Annotated in this window: 14 protein-coding genes; 5 read left to right on the top strand and 9 right to left on the bottom strand. The window is 68.1% G+C overall.

Going from position 1 to position 14,767, the window contains the following annotated elements; translation table 11 throughout:
- Window positions 1–68 precede the first annotated feature (68 nt).
- Complete coding sequence (locus BM43_RS16000; protein WP_036033088.1) at window positions 69–437, bottom strand: nuclear transport factor 2 family protein; 369 nt, start codon at window positions 435–437, stop codon at window positions 69–71.
- A gap of 324 nt (window positions 438–761) precedes the next feature.
- On the opposite strand from BM43_RS16000, the gene BM43_RS15995 reads away from it, so the two are divergent.
- Together BM43_RS15995 and BM43_RS15990 are read left to right on the top strand one after the other, a co-directional pair.
- Entirely contained in the window at window positions 762–1,937 is a 1,176-nt protein-coding gene (locus BM43_RS15995; protein WP_036054718.1) for an XRE family transcriptional regulator, read from the top strand.
- Window positions 1,934–2,431 carry a PIN domain-containing protein gene (locus BM43_RS15990; RefSeq protein WP_036054720.1) on the top strand — a complete coding sequence of 166 codons (498 nt, stop codon included), beginning with the start codon at window positions 1,934–1,936 and terminating at the stop codon, window positions 2,429–2,431. The genes BM43_RS15995 and BM43_RS15990 overlap by 4 nt, the downstream gene beginning before the upstream one ends.
- A 16-nt stretch (window positions 2,432–2,447) precedes the next feature.
- Here the strand turns inward: BM43_RS15990 and BM43_RS15985 are convergent, their stop codons facing one another.
- Together BM43_RS15985 and BM43_RS15980 are read right to left on the bottom strand one after the other, a co-directional pair.
- Window positions 2,448–5,555 carry an efflux RND transporter permease subunit gene (locus BM43_RS15985; protein WP_036054722.1) on the bottom strand — a complete coding sequence of 1,036 codons (3,108 nt, stop codon included), beginning with the start codon at window positions 5,553–5,555 and terminating at the stop codon, window positions 2,448–2,450.
- Window positions 5,556–5,565: 10 nt separating this feature from the next.
- Window positions 5,566–7,038: an efflux RND transporter periplasmic adaptor subunit gene (locus tag BM43_RS15980; RefSeq protein WP_042284733.1), complete on the bottom strand. Its 1,473-nt coding sequence runs from the start codon at window positions 7,036–7,038 to the stop codon at window positions 5,566–5,568.
- Between the two features lie 237 nt (window positions 7,039–7,275).
- Here BM43_RS15980 and BM43_RS15975 point away from each other — a divergent pair, with 237 nt between their 5' ends.
- The 3 genes from BM43_RS15975 to BM43_RS15965 all read left to right on the top strand — a co-directional run bounded on the left by BM43_RS15975 (window position 7,276) and on the right by BM43_RS15965 (window position 9,894).
- Window positions 7,276–7,995, top strand: coding sequence for a response regulator (locus tag BM43_RS15975; RefSeq protein WP_017921641.1), 720 nt, complete (start codon window positions 7,276–7,278; stop codon window positions 7,993–7,995).
- On the top strand, window positions 7,992–9,062 hold the full coding sequence (locus tag BM43_RS15970; protein ID WP_013689172.1) for an ATP-binding protein: 1,071 nt from the start codon (window positions 7,992–7,994) through the stop codon (window positions 9,060–9,062). Before BM43_RS15975 ends, BM43_RS15970 begins: the two co-directional genes overlap by 4 nt.
- A gap of 106 nt (window positions 9,063–9,168) precedes the next feature.
- The gene (locus tag BM43_RS15965; RefSeq protein WP_036054724.1) at window positions 9,169–9,894 is read left to right on the top strand and encodes a glutathione S-transferase; all 726 of its coding nucleotides are present in this window, start codon (window positions 9,169–9,171) and stop codon (window positions 9,892–9,894) included.
- 226 nt (window positions 9,895–10,120) lie between these two features.
- Here BM43_RS15965 and hutG read toward each other — a convergent pair whose 3' ends face one another.
- The 6 genes from hutG to BM43_RS15940 are packed head-to-tail and all read right to left on the bottom strand — an operon-like array spanning window position 10,121 to window position 14,761.
- Entirely contained in the window at window positions 10,121–10,939 is an 819-nt protein-coding gene (hutG, locus tag BM43_RS15960; protein WP_036054726.1) for an N-formylglutamate deformylase, read from the bottom strand.
- Window positions 10,940–10,967: 28 nt separating this feature from the next.
- Window positions 10,968–12,368, bottom strand: a complete 1,401-nt coding sequence (locus tag BM43_RS15955; protein WP_036054729.1) for a formimidoylglutamate deiminase — start codon at window positions 12,366–12,368, stop codon at window positions 10,968–10,970.
- Window positions 12,365–12,544 (bottom strand): hypothetical protein, encoded by a 180-nt coding sequence (locus BM43_RS37820; RefSeq protein WP_063769142.1) that lies wholly within the window; start codon window positions 12,542–12,544, stop codon window positions 12,365–12,367. The genes BM43_RS15955 and BM43_RS37820 overlap by 4 nt, the downstream gene beginning before the upstream one ends.
- Window positions 12,541–13,305: an amino acid ABC transporter ATP-binding protein gene (locus BM43_RS15950; protein WP_036054730.1), complete on the bottom strand. Its 765-nt coding sequence runs from the start codon at window positions 13,303–13,305 to the stop codon at window positions 12,541–12,543. Before BM43_RS15950 ends, BM43_RS37820 begins: the two co-directional genes overlap by 4 nt.
- Window positions 13,302–13,970, bottom strand: coding sequence for an amino acid ABC transporter permease (locus BM43_RS15945; protein ID WP_013689166.1), 669 nt, complete (start codon window positions 13,968–13,970; stop codon window positions 13,302–13,304). Before BM43_RS15945 ends, BM43_RS15950 begins: the two co-directional genes overlap by 4 nt.
- 17 nt (window positions 13,971–13,987) lie before the next feature.
- Window positions 13,988–14,761, bottom strand: a complete 774-nt coding sequence (locus BM43_RS15940; RefSeq protein WP_036054732.1) for a transporter substrate-binding domain-containing protein — start codon at window positions 14,759–14,761, stop codon at window positions 13,988–13,990.
- Window positions 14,762–14,767 lie beyond the last annotated feature (6 nt).

Raw genomic sequence — 14,767 nt, 5'->3', positions numbered from 1 at the left:
CCCGATCCACATTCGGCAATGGCCGACATCCTCGGGCTGCCGCCTCGGCGGCGGCACCGGCACGCGCTTCAGCCGATCCGCGAGGCGTGCCCCGCGATCACCCGCCAGCGCGCCCCCGAGGCACGCCAGAGCCGCGTATAGGCGAACTGCCCGTCGATCGGCGTGGAGCCGAAATGTCCCGCCAGATCGGCCTTGGTGACCGTCACCACCATCTCGCCGACGCGCCGCGAGCGGGTCTCGATGATGTCGAGCCGATGCAGGCGCAGCAGCCGCGCGCGATGCGCGTCCAGGTCGTCGTCCTTCGACAGCACCTGCCCGTCGGGCGCCGTGAACACCAGGTCGTCGTCGATCAGCTCGGACAGCGTCACGACGTCGTTGGCCAGCATCGCGTCGCGCAATGCCGCTTCGTAGCGGGCGATGGTCTCGATTCCGTTCATGCGAGGCTCCTCGGCGGGCGGAGGCTGCGGGTGGTCGCAGCGTACACGAATCCGGGGAGCGCCGTGGAGGCTCCGGGCATCGGCGGATACCCTGAGTGATCGGACGAGTGAGGTAAGTGGGTGCTGGCTTTGGCGGGGGTTGTTGCGTGGTGCGAAACAAAACGCGCATGCAGGTGGAAAATGGCGCCGTTCCGCCTGGCAATCGACTCGATCGCACGGTCAAAGCGACGCGGGCGCATCAGGTTCCGATCGCTCGGCGCCGCGAGTAAGATGGCTGCTTCGCGCCGAAGCGGGCAATGCGGCTCCCCGGGCGCTGGAGGAAACATGACGAAACGCGAGCCCGTGGCGGGCGTGCAACCGGAACTGCTTCGATGGGCCAGGCAGACCGTCGGCCTGTCGATCGAGGACGCCGCCCATATCGGCAAGCTCACGGCGGCCGACCTCGCGGCCTGGGAAGCCGGCAGCGACGCGCCAAGCTATGCCCAGCTGGAAAAACTCGCGTATCAGGTCTACAAGCGCCCGCTAGCCGTATTCTTCCTGCCGGCGCCGCCCGAGGAACACGTACCGCAACGCGAATTCCGCACGCTTCCGGATCGCGACATGCGCGCCCTCTCGCGCGACACCTACCTCCAGATTCGTCGCGCGCACGCGTTCCAGCTCTCGCTCGCCGAGGTATTCGCCGGCCGCAATCCCGCCGACATCCGTATCTGGAAACAACTGGCGCTGTCGCTGCCGGTGCCGGTCACTGAGCAGGCCCGGCGCATGCGCGACGCCCTCGGCATCAGCCTGCACGCGCAATCCACATGGAAAAACGACGAGCTGGCCTTGAAGCATTGGCGCAAGGCCATCGAGGAGCTCGGCGTATTCGTGTTCAAGTCCTCGTTCAAGCAAGCGGATATCTCGGGCTTCTGCCTGGTCGACGAAACCTTCCCGCTGATCTACCTGAACAACGGCACGACCAAGACGCGGCAGACCTTCAGCATGCTGCACGAACTGGCTCACATCCTGCTCGGCATGAACGGGCTCAGCAAGTTCGATCCGGACTACATCGAGCACCTGCCGCAGGCCGAACAGAACATCGAGCGATTCTGCAACGCCGTCGCCGCCGAGGTGCTGATCCCCGCCGCGGACTTCGGGCAACACGCGGCGCGTCTGCCGCGCAATGCGGAATCGGCGCCGGAGCAGGCGTTCTCCGAGCTTGCCAGCCGCTATGGCGTGAGCCGGGAAGCCGTGCTGCGCCGCCTGCTCGACCAGGGCCGCGTCACGCCGACGTTCTACCGCGAGCAGGCCGCGCGATGGGCGTCGCAGCAAAGGAAAGGCGCCGGCGGCAACTACTACCTGAACCAGGGCGTCTACCTGAGCGATCGTTTTGCCCGCGAAGTGGTCGGCCGCCATTACCGTCAGCAATTGACGCTGGAACAAGCCGCGAATTTCCTCGATATCAAACCGAAGCGCTTCGCCGGCCTTGAAGAACGTGTTCTTCAAGGGGCGGAGACATGATCTATGTGTTCGACACGAGTTCCATCCGATCGCTGCAACACTTCTACCCGCGCGTGTTCAGGAGCATCTGGGATGGACTGGAAGAACTCGTATCGCAGCGCCGGCTGATTTCGACGCGCGAGGTGCAGCGCGAACTCGAACGTCAAGCCGTCAGCGACGACGTGCTGAAATGGGTCAAGGATCACGCCGCGATCTTCACGACGCCCAGTGCCGACGAACTCCGCTTCGTCGCGGAGATTTTTAGGGTGCGCCATTTTCAAGCGTTGATCGGGCAGCAGCAGAGCCTGAAAGGCATGCCGGTCGCCGATCCGTTTCTCATCGCATGCGCGAAAGTTCGTGATGGAACCCTCGTGACCGAAGAGGGATGGGCACGGCCCGGCGGCCCATTGATGCCGAAGCAGCACGCCGCCAAGATTCCCAACGTCTGTGCCTACTTCCGCATTCCCTGCATCGATCTCGAGGAGTTCATGCACCAGCAGGATTGGCGCTTCTGATTGCTGCGCGCGCCGCTCATTCCTCCCGCGCCTGCCCCCTGAACACCCTCCGCACGCTCACGAACAGCAGCGGCACGAAGAAGATCCCCAGCACCGTGGCCGCGATCATCCCGCCCAGCACGCCCACCCCGATCGCGTTCTGCGCGCCCGAGCCCGCGCCCCTCGCGAGCGCCAGCGGCAGCACGCCGAGGATGAAGGCGAACGAGGTCATCAGGATCGGCCGCAGGCGCTGCCGCGCGGCGTCGAGCGTGGCTTCCAGCAGGCTCGCGCCGCGCGCCTCGCGTTCCAGCGCGAACTCGACGATCAGGATCGCGTTCTTGGCCGCCAGGCCGATGGTGGTCAACAGGCCGACCTTGAAATAGACGTCGTTGGTCTGCCCGAACAGGAAGGCCCCCGCCAGCGCGCCGGCGATGCCCACCGGCACCGACAGCATCACCGCGAACGGGATCGACCAGCTCTCGTACAAGGCGGCCAGGCACAGGAACACCACCAGCACCGAGATCGCGTACAGCGCCGTGGCCTGGTTGCCCGACAGCCGCTCCTCGAAGGACAAGCCGGTCCACTCGTGGCGGAAGCCCGCCGGCAGCGAGGCCACCAGCCGGTCGATCTCGCGCATCGCGTCGCCGGAGCTCACGCCCGGCGCGGCCTCGCCCTGGATCTCCAGCGCCGACATGCCGTTGTAGCGCTCCAGGCGCGTCGCGCCGAAGCTCCAGCGACCCGCCGCGAACGAGGAGAACGGCACCATCTCGCCGCCCGAGCCGCGCACGTACCAGTGATCGAGATCGCCCGGGTGCATGCGGAAGCCCGCGTCGGACTGCACGTAGACGCGCTTGACGCGGCCGCGGTCGATGAAGTCGTTGACGTAGTCGCTGCCCCAGGCCACCGACAGCGTGGTGTTCACGTCGGCCAGGTTCAGGCCCAGCGTGCTGGCCTTCGACTGGTCCACCTCGACGGCGAACTGCGGCGTGTCCTCCTGCCCGTTGGGCCGCGTGTTGGCCAGCAGCGGGCTCTTGCCGGCGGCGGCCAGCAGCCGGTCGCGGATCGTGTTGAGCCGCTCGTGGCCGGCGCCGTTCACGTCCTGCAGGAAGAAGTCGAAGCCGTTCGAGGTGCCCATGCCGTCGATCGCGGGCGGCAGCAGCGCATAGACCTGCGCGTCGCGGATCGCCGAGAACGCGGCCTGCGCGCGCTGCGCCACGGCCTGCGCGGACCAATCCGCCTTACGCCGATCCTTGAAGTCCTTCATGCGGATGAAGGCAATGCCGACGTTCTGCCCCGAGCCGCCGAAGCCGTAGCCGGCCACCGTCATCACCCCTTCCACGGCATGCTTCTCGTCCTTCAGGTAGTAATCGGTGACCCGCGAGAGCACCTGCTCGGTGCGATCGCGCATCGCGCCGGCCGGCAGCTGCACGGCGGTGATCAGGGTGCCCTGGTCCTCGACCGGCAGGAACGAGCCGGGCAGGCGCACGAACATCCAGCCGGTCACGGCCACCAGCAGCACGAACAGCAGCAGGAAGCGCCGGCCGCGCGCGAGCACGCCCTGCACGCCGTGCCGGTAGGCCAGCGCGCCGCGGTCGAAACTGCGGTTGAACCAGCCGGCCAGGCCGCGCTTGGCGGCATGGTCCTCGCCGCGCCTGAGCAGGGTCGCGCAGAGCGCCGGCGTGAGCACCATCGCCACCAGCACCGACAGCAGCATCGCGGTGACGATGGTCACCGAGAACTGCCGGTAGATGATGCCGGTCGAGCCCGAGAAGAGGGCCATCGGCACGAACACCGCCGACAGCACGGTGGCGATGCCCACCAGCGCGCCGGTGATCTCGCGCATCGACTTGCGGGTGGCCTCGCGCGGCGAGAGCCCTTCCTCGTGCATCACGCGCTCGACGTTCTCCACCACCACGATCGCGTCGTCCACCAGCAGGCCGATCGCCAGCACCATCGCGAACATGGTGAGCGTGTTGATCGAGTAGCCGGCCAGCGCCAGCACGCCGAGCGTGCCGAGCAGCACCACCGGGATCGCCAGCGCCGGGATCAGCGTGGCGCGCACGCTCTGCAGGAACACGAACATCACGATGAACACCAGCACCACGGCCTCGATCAGGGTCTTGACGACCTCCTCGATCGACAGCGTGACGAAGGGCGTGGTGTCGTAGGGATAGAACACCTGCACGCCCTTGGGCATGGTGCCCGAGAGCGAGGCGATGGCGGCCTTCACGGCGCGCGCGGTGTCGATCGCGTTGGCGCCGGGCGCGAGATTGACGCCCAGGCCCGAGGCCGGCATGCCGTTGTAGCGCGATTCGTAGGTGTAGGTTTCCGCGCCCAGCTCGATGCGCGCCACGTCGCGCAGCCGCACGATCGCGCCATCCGCGCCGCTCTTGACGATCACGTTGCCGAACTGCGCCGGCGTCTGCAGGCGGCTCTGCGCGGTGACGGTGGCATTGAGCTGCTGGCCCGGCACGGCCGGCTGCGCGCCGAGCTGGCCGACCGCCACCTGCGCGTTCTGCGCGCGCAGCGCGTCCTCGATGTCGCCCGGCATCAGCGCGTAGCGATGCAGCTTCGCGGGGTCGAGCCAGATCCGCATCGCGTAGGCGGCGCCGAACAACTGCGTGTTGCCCACGCCCGGCACGCGCTTGATGGTGTCGTTCATCGCGCTGACCACGAAGTCGTCGAGGTCGGCCGAATCGAGCTTGCCGTCGGTCGAGGCGAAGCCCACCACCATCAGGAAGCTCGCCGAGGACTTGGTGACGGTCAGGCCCGAGGTCTGCACGATGGTCGGCAACTGCGAGGTGACCAGCTGCAGCTTGTTCTGCACCTGCATCTGCGCGACATCCGGGTCGGCGCGGTTGGTGAAGGTCAGGCGGATCTCGACCTCGCCGGTCGATTCCGACGAGGCCGACATGTATTGCAGGTTGTCCACCCCGGTCATGCCCTGCTCGATCACGCGCGTGACCGAGTTCTCGACCGTGCGCGCATCGGCGCCCGGATAGGTGGCGAAGATCGAGATGGTGGTGGGCGCGATCTCGGGGTACTGCGCCACCGGCAGCGTGCGCAGCGCGAGCAGCCCGCCCAGCATCACCGTGATCGCCAGCACCCAGGCGAAGATCGGGCGGCGGATGAAGAATTCCGACATCAACGCGGCCTCAGCTGACGGCGATGGCCGAGGTACCGCGCGCCATCGCGTAGGGTAACGGCAACGGCAGCAGGGTCATCATCTGGCGCGTGGGCACCGGGTGATAAAGCTTCTCGTCGGCGGCCGTGGCCGTGGCGGCCGGTGCCGCCGACGGCGCATGCGCGACGGGCGGGGCTGTCGTGCCGGCCCGCGGCACGGGCTGCTCGCCCGGGTTCGCGCCGGGGCTCGCGCTCGGACTCGGCAAGGGCCTGGCCGGCTCGGCGGCGGCCGGCACCGTGGCCACCGCCGGCTTGATGCCCGCCGTCTCGGCCTGCGCCACCGCCGTGACGCGCCCCGTGGCCGGGTCGATCGCCACCAGGCTGGCCTTCACCGCGTCGCCGTCGCGCACCGCCAGGCTGCCCTCGACGATCACCTGGTCGCCGTCATGCACGCCGCGCTCGACGATCAGGTCGTTGCCGTGCTCGCGCGCGCCTTCCAGCACCTGCTCGACCACCTTGCCGTCGCGCACGAACAGCGCGGTGGCCTCGCCGCGCGGATTGCGGCCGATCGCGCGCTGCGGCACCAGGAAGGCGTCGCGCACCGCGCCGGTCTCCAGCACCGCGCGCGCGTACATGCCGGGCAGCAGCAGCCGCTGCGGGTTCGGGAACACCGCGCGCAGCGTGACCGTGCCGGTGGCCGCGTTGACGCTCGATTCCGAGAACTGCAGCGTGCCTTCCAGCGGGTAGCTCGCGCCGTTCTCCAGCCGCAGGCGCACCCGAACCTTGCCGCCCGAGGGGCTCACGCGGCCCGCGTCGATCGCCTGGCGCAGGTTCAGCAGGTTCGCGCTGGATTCGGTCAGGTCCACGTTGATCGGGTCGATCAGGCGGATGGTGGTCAGCGCGGTGCCCTGGCTCTCGGTGACGAGCGCGCCCGGCGTCAGCGAGGACTTGTCGATGCGGCCCGAGATCGGCGCGCGGATCGTCGTGTAGGCGAGGTTGATGCGCGCCGTCTCCAGCGCTGCGCGCTCCAACGCCACGCTCGCGCGCGCCTGCGCCAGCGTTTCCACCGAGGTTTCGTACTCCTGCTTGCTCATCGCCTGGGCGCGCGACAGGATCGCGTTGCGATCGGCGCGGGCCAGGGCCGTCGGCACGGCCGCCTCGGCGCGCTGCAGCGCGGCCTTCGCGCTGTCGTAGGCGGCCTGGTAGGGCGCCGGATCGATCCGGTAGAGCGGCTGGCCGGCCTGCACGTCGCTGCCCTCGACGAACAGGCGCTCGCGCACCACGCCCGAGATCTGCGGGCGCACCTCGGATTCGAGCGAGGCCACCACGCGGCCCGCCAGCTCGGTGCTGAGCGGCACGCTCTGGCGGTGCAGCGCGATCACGCTGACCGGGGTGGCCGGCGCGGCGGCGGCGCCGGCGGCGGGATGCCGGTCGCGGCAGGCGGCGGCGCCCAGCAGCAGGGCCAGCGCGGGCGCGGCGAGAAAAAGGAAACGCAGGCGATTCATGATGATCGGGACACGGTGGGTGAGGCGGGCTGGCCACGCTGGCCGCCGGCTGCGCCGCGTCGGGCGCAAGGAGGCGATGCCGCCAGGCTGCCGATCATCGGGCCCCACGATTCAGCGTTTGTGGAGAAGCGATGGAGGTTCGATGGACCCGCGCCTCGCGCCCGCGCGAGGCCGCGACGGGCCGCGCTATCATGTGCCGGCCATCCTCCCATGGCTTCCCGCCCCCGCACGACCACCATGAACGCGCTGATCCTGATCGCCGAAGACGAACCCGAAATCGCCGAGATCCTCGATGCCTACCTGACGCGCGAGGGCTTTCGCACCTACCGGGTGGCCGACGGCCAGACCGCGCTCGATGTCCAACCGGTGCTCAAGCCCGACCTGGTGCTGCTCGACGTGAAGATGCCGGGCCTGGACGGCTGGGCGGTGCTGACCGAGCTGCGTCGGCGCGGCGCCACGCCGGTGATCATGCTGACCGCGATGGACCAGGACATCGACCGCCTGCAAGGCCTGCGCTTTGGCGCCGACGACTACATCGTCAAGCCCTTCAACCCGGTGGAGGTGGTGGCGCGCACCCAGGCCGTGCTGCGCCGCGCCGGCACGCAGGGCCGCTCGCAGGTGATCCGCGCCGGGCGCATCGAGATCGACACCGAGAGCTACGTGGCGCGCGTGCTCGGCGCGGGCGCAGCGGAAGCCGGGGCCGCCGCGAACGCGGGCGACGTCACGCTGGCGCTGACGCTGACCGAGTTCCGCCTGCTCGCGCACATGGCGAAGTCGCCGCAACGCGTGTTCAGCCGCGGCGAGCTGGTCGATGCCTGCCTGCCCGGCGGCGACGCGCTGGAGCGCACCGTCGACAGCCACGTCAGCAACCTGCGCAAGAAACTCGAACAGGCCGGCGCCTGCGGGCTGCTGGCGGTGGTGCGCGGCGTGGGCTACCGGCTCGAGAACGGCGCATGAACCCGCGCCGGCGCCTCGGCCGCCAGATCGTCTGGTCGATGGGGCTGGTGTCGGTGATCACCACCCTGATCGCCTTCGTCGGCTCGTACCTGATCTACGGCCTGCTGTTCACCTACCTGCCGCAACTGCAGCAGCCCGAGGATTCCTGGGTGCCGCGCACGCCCGACTACCTGATCTTCGCCGGCACGCTGCTGGTGGCGCTGGTGGCCGCGATCGTGATCGCGCTGCGCCTGGCGCGGCGCATCCTGGCGCCGCTCAATTCGCTGGCCGAGAGCGCGCGCGCCATCGCGGCCGGCGACCTGGCCGCGCGCGCCATCCCCGGCGATCGCACGCTCGGCGAGACCGCCCACCTGGTGGACGACTTCAACTCGATGGCCGGCAAGCTGCAGACCATGGCGGCCGACATGGCGCAATGGAACGCCGCGATCGCGCACGAGCTGCGCACCCCGCTGACGATCCTGCAGGGGCGCCTGCAGGGCCTCGCCGACGGTGTATTCAAGCCCGACGACGCACTGATCCGCGGGCTGCTCTCGCATGTCGAAGGGCTCTCGCGGCTGGTCGACGACCTGCGCATCGTGACCCTGCAGGACAGCGGACATTTCGAGCTCCGAAGCGCGAGCACGGACCTTGGCGAGGAGGCGCGCCGCGCGGTGGAATCGATCCGGCCCGCGCTGGAGGAAGCCGGCTTCGTGCTGGAGCTGCGGCTGGCCTCGGCGGTGGCGCGCTGCGATGGCGCGCGCGTGCGCCAGGCCCTGATCGCCCTGCTCGACAATGCCCGTCGCTACGCCACGCCGGGGCCGCTGCGGGTGGCCGTGGCGCGGGCCGGCGAGCTGGTGGTGCTGTCGGTGGAGGATGCGGGGCCGGGCCTTGCCGCGGAATTCGCCAAGCAGGCCTTCGCGCCCTTCACGCGCGCCGACGCCTCGCGCTCGCGGCAGCTCGGCGGCTCGGGGCTGGGGCTGTCGGTGGTGCGCGCCATCGCGATGGCGCACGGCGGCTGGGTGCAGTACCGCACCTCCGCGCAAGGCGGGGCCGTGTTCGAGATCGAGCTGCCGATCAAGGGGCGCTGAGGCGGGATCGTCACGTTGTCCTGCGCAAATGCAGCGACACGAACGCGACGGCGATCCGCATCCCGCCCTACACTGTCGAGGTTCTCACTCGACGGAGACGCACACGATGCATTACGAACTCTATTACTGGCCCAGCATCCAGGGCCGGGGCGAATACGTCCGCCTGGCCCTCGAGGCCGCCGAGGCCGACTACACCGACGTGGCCCGCCAGCACGGCCGCCAGGGCGACGGCATGTCGGCGATGATGGAACTGCTCGACGCCGAGCTGCCCACGCCGCCGTTCGCGCCGCCTTTCCTGAAGGCCGGCGAGCAGATCATCGGCCAGACCGCGAACATCCTGCTATTCCTCGGCCCCAAGCTGCACCTCGCGCCAAAGGACGAAGCCGGCCGCCTGTGGGCACATCAATTGCAACTGACGGTGGCCGACTTCGTCACCGAGATCCACGACACGCATCACCCGATCGCTTCCAACCTCTACTACGAGGACCAGAAGGCCGAGGCCGCGATGCGCTCGGAAGACTTCATCCGCCATCGCCTGCCGAAGTTTCTCGGTTATTTCGAGCGCGTGCGCGAACAGAATCCGCATAAAGGCGGCTTCATGGTGGGTGGGCAGCTCAGTTATGTCGATCTGTCGATCTTTCAGTTGATCGAGGGATTGCGCTACGCGTTTCCGAAGGCGATGGCGCGGGCGGAAAAGAAGTATCCGGGGCTGGTGGAGATTCGTGATCGGGTTGCCGGGCATCCGCCGATTGCCCGCTATCTGGGATCGGATCGGCGTATTGCGTTCAACCAGGAAGGGATCTTCCGTCACTATCTCGAACTCGATCGCTGAGGCGTCGCGATGTGACCTCGGGGCGCCAGGGGGACCGGCGCCGCCGGCCCGAGCCAACCCGGTCAGGCGTCGCGGCACGCTTCAATGCGCGTCACTCGCCTCGACGCTGCCGGGGCATCCATTTTGCATATCGGGAATCCCCGCGCCTGCTCCGAGCGCTGGATCACCTCCACACGCGCGTCGTGAGGACGCGTTCCCGGCGCTCACGACAAGGGCAGTATCGAGCTCATCGTGCCCGCGAGTCTTCCCGGGTCAGCTCGACGACTGCGTCGAGCGCACCCTTCACCATGCCGCGTACCACCGGTTCCACTTTCTCCGCCAATTCAGGCAGGTAGGTGAACGGCGCGTCTTCGCTCATGTAGGTGGATTGGCACATCTCGAGTTGCACCGCATGCAAGCCGTCCCGCGGCGCGCCGGCGTGCCGCGTGATGAAGCCACCCTTGAAACGGCCATTCGCGACCCAGCTGAACGGACTTGCCGCGGCGGCGCGCTGTACCGCTTCCTGCACGGAAGGCGCGACGGTGCGGCCATCCTGCGTGCCGATGTTCAAGTCCGGCAGCTTGCCGTCGAAAAGCCGTGGCAGGACGCTCGCGATCGAGTGCGCTTCCCACAGCAGCACGTTGCGATGCCGGCGGCGCAGGCGCGCCAATTCTTCACGCAAGGCGTCGTGATACGGCTGCCAGTAGGTTGCCACGCGGCGGTTGCGCTCGGCCTCGTCCGGCGCGCGCCCCTCGCGATACAGCGGCTCACCGCGAAAGCTTTCGGTCGGGCACAGCGAGGTGGTGGTCTGCCCCGGATACAGGCTTGCGTCGTTCGGCGGCCGGTTCAGGTCGATCACGTAACGCGACACGCGCGCACCGAGTATCGTCGCGCCCAGCGCGCGGGCGAATCCGTAGAGGCGGTCCAGATGCCAGTCGGTGTCCGCGACCGTCAAGGCGATGTCGGTGTACCGGTCGCGCAGCGCATCCGGGATGTGCGTGCCCAGGTGGGGAAGGGAAATCATCAGCGGCGCATCGCCGCGTTCGAGTGAGAAGAGATCGTTCATGGTCACCGCGATCGGTTGGCGGCTGCGCTCAGGCGTCGGCGAGTAGCTGCGCCAGCGCCCGACGATAGTCGGCGTAATGCCGGGCTTCGTCACGATGACGGCGCGCGTGGATCACGCGCTCGCCGCCGACGAAGACGTCCCGCACCGGCGTCTCGCCATGCTCGCAGAAGACGGCGGACGACAGCCACGTCGCGCTGGTCTGCTCGGCGAGATCCGGATGGTCCGGATCGAGCACGATCCAGTCCGCGCGCGCGCCCTGCTCGAGAGCGCCGGCCGCGCGGCCGGTCGCACGGGCGCCGCCCGCGAGCGCGGCTTGGAACAGGCGATCGGCGACATGCGGTGCCCGCGGCGAAGCCAGCACGTTGCGCTGACGCCGCGCGAGCCGCTGGCCATATTCGAGCAGGCGCAGTTCCGCGCGCCAGTCCACGCCGATATGGCTATCCGAGCCGACGCCGAACGCACCGCCCGCATCGAGGTAGTCGCTCGCGGGGAACAAGCCGTCGCCGAGATTTGCCTCGGTCGTCAGACATAGGCCCGCGATCGCGCCGCTCCTCGCGAGTGCGAGCGTTTCGCGTTCGTCGACGTGCGTCGCATGCACGAGGCACCAGCGCGCGTCGACGTCGAAACGCTCGAGCAGCCATTGCACGGGGCGCGCGCCGAGCGCCGCGACGCAGGCATCGACTTCCTCCGTCTGCTCCGCAACATGGATATGCACCGGCGCGCCTGGCGACATCGCGTCGAGCCCTTCCAGCGCGGCTCGCAATGAATCCTCCGATACCGCGCGCAGCGAGTGCGGCGCGATTCCATAACGCAGCGCGCCGTGTTCCGGACGGGCGGCGCGCAAGGTGTCGAGCAGCGCCAGAAAGGCATCGGTCGCGTTGATGAAGCGGCGCTGGTCGGCGCGCGGCGGTTGTGCGCCGAAGCCGCTGTACTGGTAGAGCACCGGCAGCATCGTCATGCCGATGCCGGTCTCGCTGGCGGCATCCACGACGCGCTGCGCGAGTTCGGCCGGATGCGAGTGAGGGCCGCCGTCCCGCGCGTGGTGCACGTAGTGGAATTCGCAGACGGACGTATAGCCCGCCTTGAGCATCTCGACATACAGCCAGCGCGCTATCGCACCGAGCGTGTCGGGCGTGATGCGTGCGGCGAAGCGGTACATCAGCTCGCGCCAGCTCCAGAAGCTGTCCGTGGGATTGGCGCGGTATTCCGTGAGGCCGGCCATGGCTCGCTGAAACGCGTGCGAATGCAGGTTGGGCATGCCTGGCATGACCGGTCCCGCCGCCAGCCCGGCATCCGCCGGCGCGGCAGTCGTGTCCGGCGTAACGGAGACGATGGCACCCGCGTCGTTCCACTCGATCAGCACATTGGTGCGCCAGCCGCCCGGCAGCAGCGCATGCGCCGCGAAGAGCGATTTCGGGGATGAATTCAAGAGTCAGCTTCCGTATCCAGCGACGCGCACATCAGCACGCCGTCTTCTTCCAAGGCGATCTCGACGGGATTCGCCCGGACGATGCGCGGCGTGTCGAGTGGCGTCAGCGCGGTGCGCGCCAGACCAGCCCGCACCGCGATCGATCCCTGCGCGCAAGGCAGCAAGGTCGGGGTCACGCGCGCGAGAGCACCGCCTGCAGGAACGAGCGCGTGCGGGCTTGCGTGGGGGCCGAGAAAATCTGCGCGGGCGGCCCCGCTTCGACGATCTCGCCGCCGTCCATCACGACCACGACATCCGCCACTTCCTTCGCGAAGCCCATCTCGTGCGTGACGACGAGCATGGTCATGCCTTCGGCCGCGAGCAGCTTCATCACCTGCAGCACTTCGCCCACGAGTTCGGGGTCGAGCGCGGAAGTCGGTTCGTCGAAGAGCATGACACGCGGCTGCATCGCCAAAGCCCGGGCGATGGCGACGCGCTGCTTCTGGCCGCCCGAGAGGCTCGCGGGCATCGCATCCGCCTTGTGCTCGAGCCCGACCTTCTTGAGCAGGGCAAGCGCAGCGGTTTCGGCGTCGGCTTTCGAGGCACCGCGCAGCATGCGCGGACCCACCGTGATGTTGTGCAGTACCGACAGATGCGGGAACAGGTTGAACGACTGGAACACCATGCCCACTTCGGTGCGAAGCGCGTTGAGTCGACGGTCCTCGAGCATCGTGCCGTGCTCGACGAGCCGTTGGCCGCAGATATCGATCGTGCCGCGCTCGGGCTGCTCCAGCCCATTGCAGCAGCGCAGAAACGTACTCTTGCCGGAACCGCTCGGCCCGATCACGACCACCACCTGGCTCGGCCGGATGTCGAAGTCGATACCGTTCAATACGCGATGCGCGCCGAACGACTTGGTAAGCTCGCGAATGCTGACGATAGCTTGGGCGTTGCTCATTGCACCATGCCTCCTGCGCGTAACCGACGCTCGACGCGATGAAGAATGAAGTTGGTCGTTTGCGTAAGCACGAGATACACGAGAGCGATCACGATATACACTTCGAGCGATCTGTAGGACACGCTGATAATCTTCTGGCCTTCGTGCATGAGGTCGTCGATCGTCAGCAGCGACACCAAGGCCGAGTTCTTGATCAGCGCGATGAACTCGTTGCCGAGCGGCGGAATCATGCGCACGATGGCCTGCGGCAGAATGATCGCGCGCATGGCCTGTCCCGACGACATGCCGATGGAACGCGCCGCTTCCATCTGTCCGCGATCCACGGACTGGATCGCGCCGCGAACGATTTCCGACACATAGGCCGCGGAATACAGGCCGAGCCCGAGCACGCCGCAAACGAACGCAGGCAGCAGGATGCCGAACTGCGGCAGGCCGAAGAACAGCAGGAACAGTTGCACGAGCAGCGGCGTGCCGCGAAAGAAGATCAGGTAGCCGGTGCAAAAGCCGTAGACGAGCCGCCGATGCGGATAAAGCCGGCCGATGCCGATCAGCAGGCCGAGCAGGCACGAGAGCACGAGCGCGGCGGCGGTCACTTCCACCGTGACTGCCGCGCCGTGCGCGATATCGGCCCAACCGGCGAACGCCGGCGTGAAGTCGAGTTGCATGAGTCAGGTCCGCCGGATTACTTCGCGTTCGCGGTGTTGCTGGCGCTCGCGCCGAACCACTTCTTCACGATGGCGTCGTAGGTGCCGTCCGCCTTGATCTTCGCGAGCGCGGCGTTCATCTGGTCGCGCAGTTGTGGTTCGTCCTTGCGCACCGCGATGCCGTACGCCTCGGTCGTCAGCTCCTTGTCGAGCACGCGAAAACCTGGGCGCGTTCGCGCGAACTGGTACGCCGCGGGCTTGCCGGTGACGGCCGCGTCGGCACGGCCGATACCGACGAGATCGAACATCTCCTGGTTCTTTTCCACCTCCACACGCTGCACCTGGGGATAGTTGTCGCGCAGGAAGTTGACCGACTTCGTGCCGACCTGAACGCTTACTTTCTTGCCGTTGAGATCGGCGAGGGTCTTGATCGGCGAGTCCGCCTTGACGAGCACGGACAGGCCGCCCGCGAAGTACGACTGAGTGAAATCCACCACCTGCGCGCGTTCCGGCGTGATGTAGATGCCCGAGATCGCCGCGTCGAACCGCCGTGCCACGAGCCCCGGGACGAGCCCCTTGAAGTCGATGTCCGTCCACTGGACCTGCTTGCCCATCGCCTTGGCCAGCGCGTTCATGATGTCGATGTCGAAGCCGGTGCGCTGCCCCTTGTCGACGAATTCCATCGGCGGGAAGGTCGCGTCGGTGGCAACGTCGAGCACGTTCGAAGCCTGCGCGGACGCCGTGCCGGGTGCGATCGCCGTCAGCAGCGTCATGCCGAGGCTTGCCACGCAGAGAAGGGCTTTCAGTTTCATGGTGTG

The organism is Burkholderia gladioli (assembly GCF_000959725.1).
Lineage (GTDB): Bacteria > Pseudomonadota > Gammaproteobacteria > Burkholderiales > Burkholderiaceae > Burkholderia > Burkholderia gladioli.
This window is presented reverse-complemented; position numbering and strand designations above follow the sequence as displayed.

What these genes read in the sequence shown, in the direction of transcription:
- BM43_RS15985 (WP_036054722.1), bottom strand. Translation starts at nt 5,555, where the DNA reads ATGTCGGAATTCTTCATCCGCCGCCCGATCTTCGCCTGGGTGCTGGCG.
- BM43_RS15995 (WP_036054718.1), top strand. Translation starts at nt 762, where the DNA reads ATGACGAAACGCGAGCCCGTGGCGGGCGTGCAACCGGAACTGCTTCGA.
- BM43_RS16000 (WP_036033088.1), bottom strand. Translation starts at nt 437, where the DNA reads ATGAACGGAATCGAGACCATCGCCCGCTACGAAGCGGCATTGCGCGAC.
- BM43_RS15975 (WP_017921641.1), top strand. Translation starts at nt 7,276, where the DNA reads ATGAACGCGCTGATCCTGATCGCCGAAGACGAACCCGAAATCGCCGAG.
- hutG (WP_036054726.1), bottom strand. Translation starts at nt 10,939, where the DNA reads ATGAACGATCTCTTCTCACTCGAACGCGGCGATGCGCCGCTGATGATT.
- BM43_RS15965 (WP_036054724.1), top strand. Translation starts at nt 9,169, where the DNA reads ATGCATTACGAACTCTATTACTGGCCCAGCATCCAGGGCCGGGGCGAA.
- BM43_RS15940 (WP_036054732.1), bottom strand. Translation starts at nt 14,761, where the DNA reads ATGAAACTGAAAGCCCTTCTCTGCGTGGCAAGCCTCGGCATGACGCTG.
- BM43_RS15970 (WP_013689172.1), top strand. Translation starts at nt 7,992, where the DNA reads ATGAACCCGCGCCGGCGCCTCGGCCGCCAGATCGTCTGGTCGATGGGG.
- BM43_RS15945 (WP_013689166.1), bottom strand. Translation starts at nt 13,970, where the DNA reads ATGCAACTCGACTTCACGCCGGCGTTCGCCGGTTGGGCCGATATCGCG.
- BM43_RS15950 (WP_036054730.1), bottom strand. Translation starts at nt 13,305, where the DNA reads ATGAGCAACGCCCAAGCTATCGTCAGCATTCGCGAGCTTACCAAGTCG.
- BM43_RS15980 (WP_042284733.1), bottom strand. Translation starts at nt 7,038, where the DNA reads ATGAATCGCCTGCGTTTCCTTTTTCTCGCCGCGCCCGCGCTGGCCCTG.
- BM43_RS15990 (WP_036054720.1), top strand. Translation starts at nt 1,934, where the DNA reads ATGATCTATGTGTTCGACACGAGTTCCATCCGATCGCTGCAACACTTC.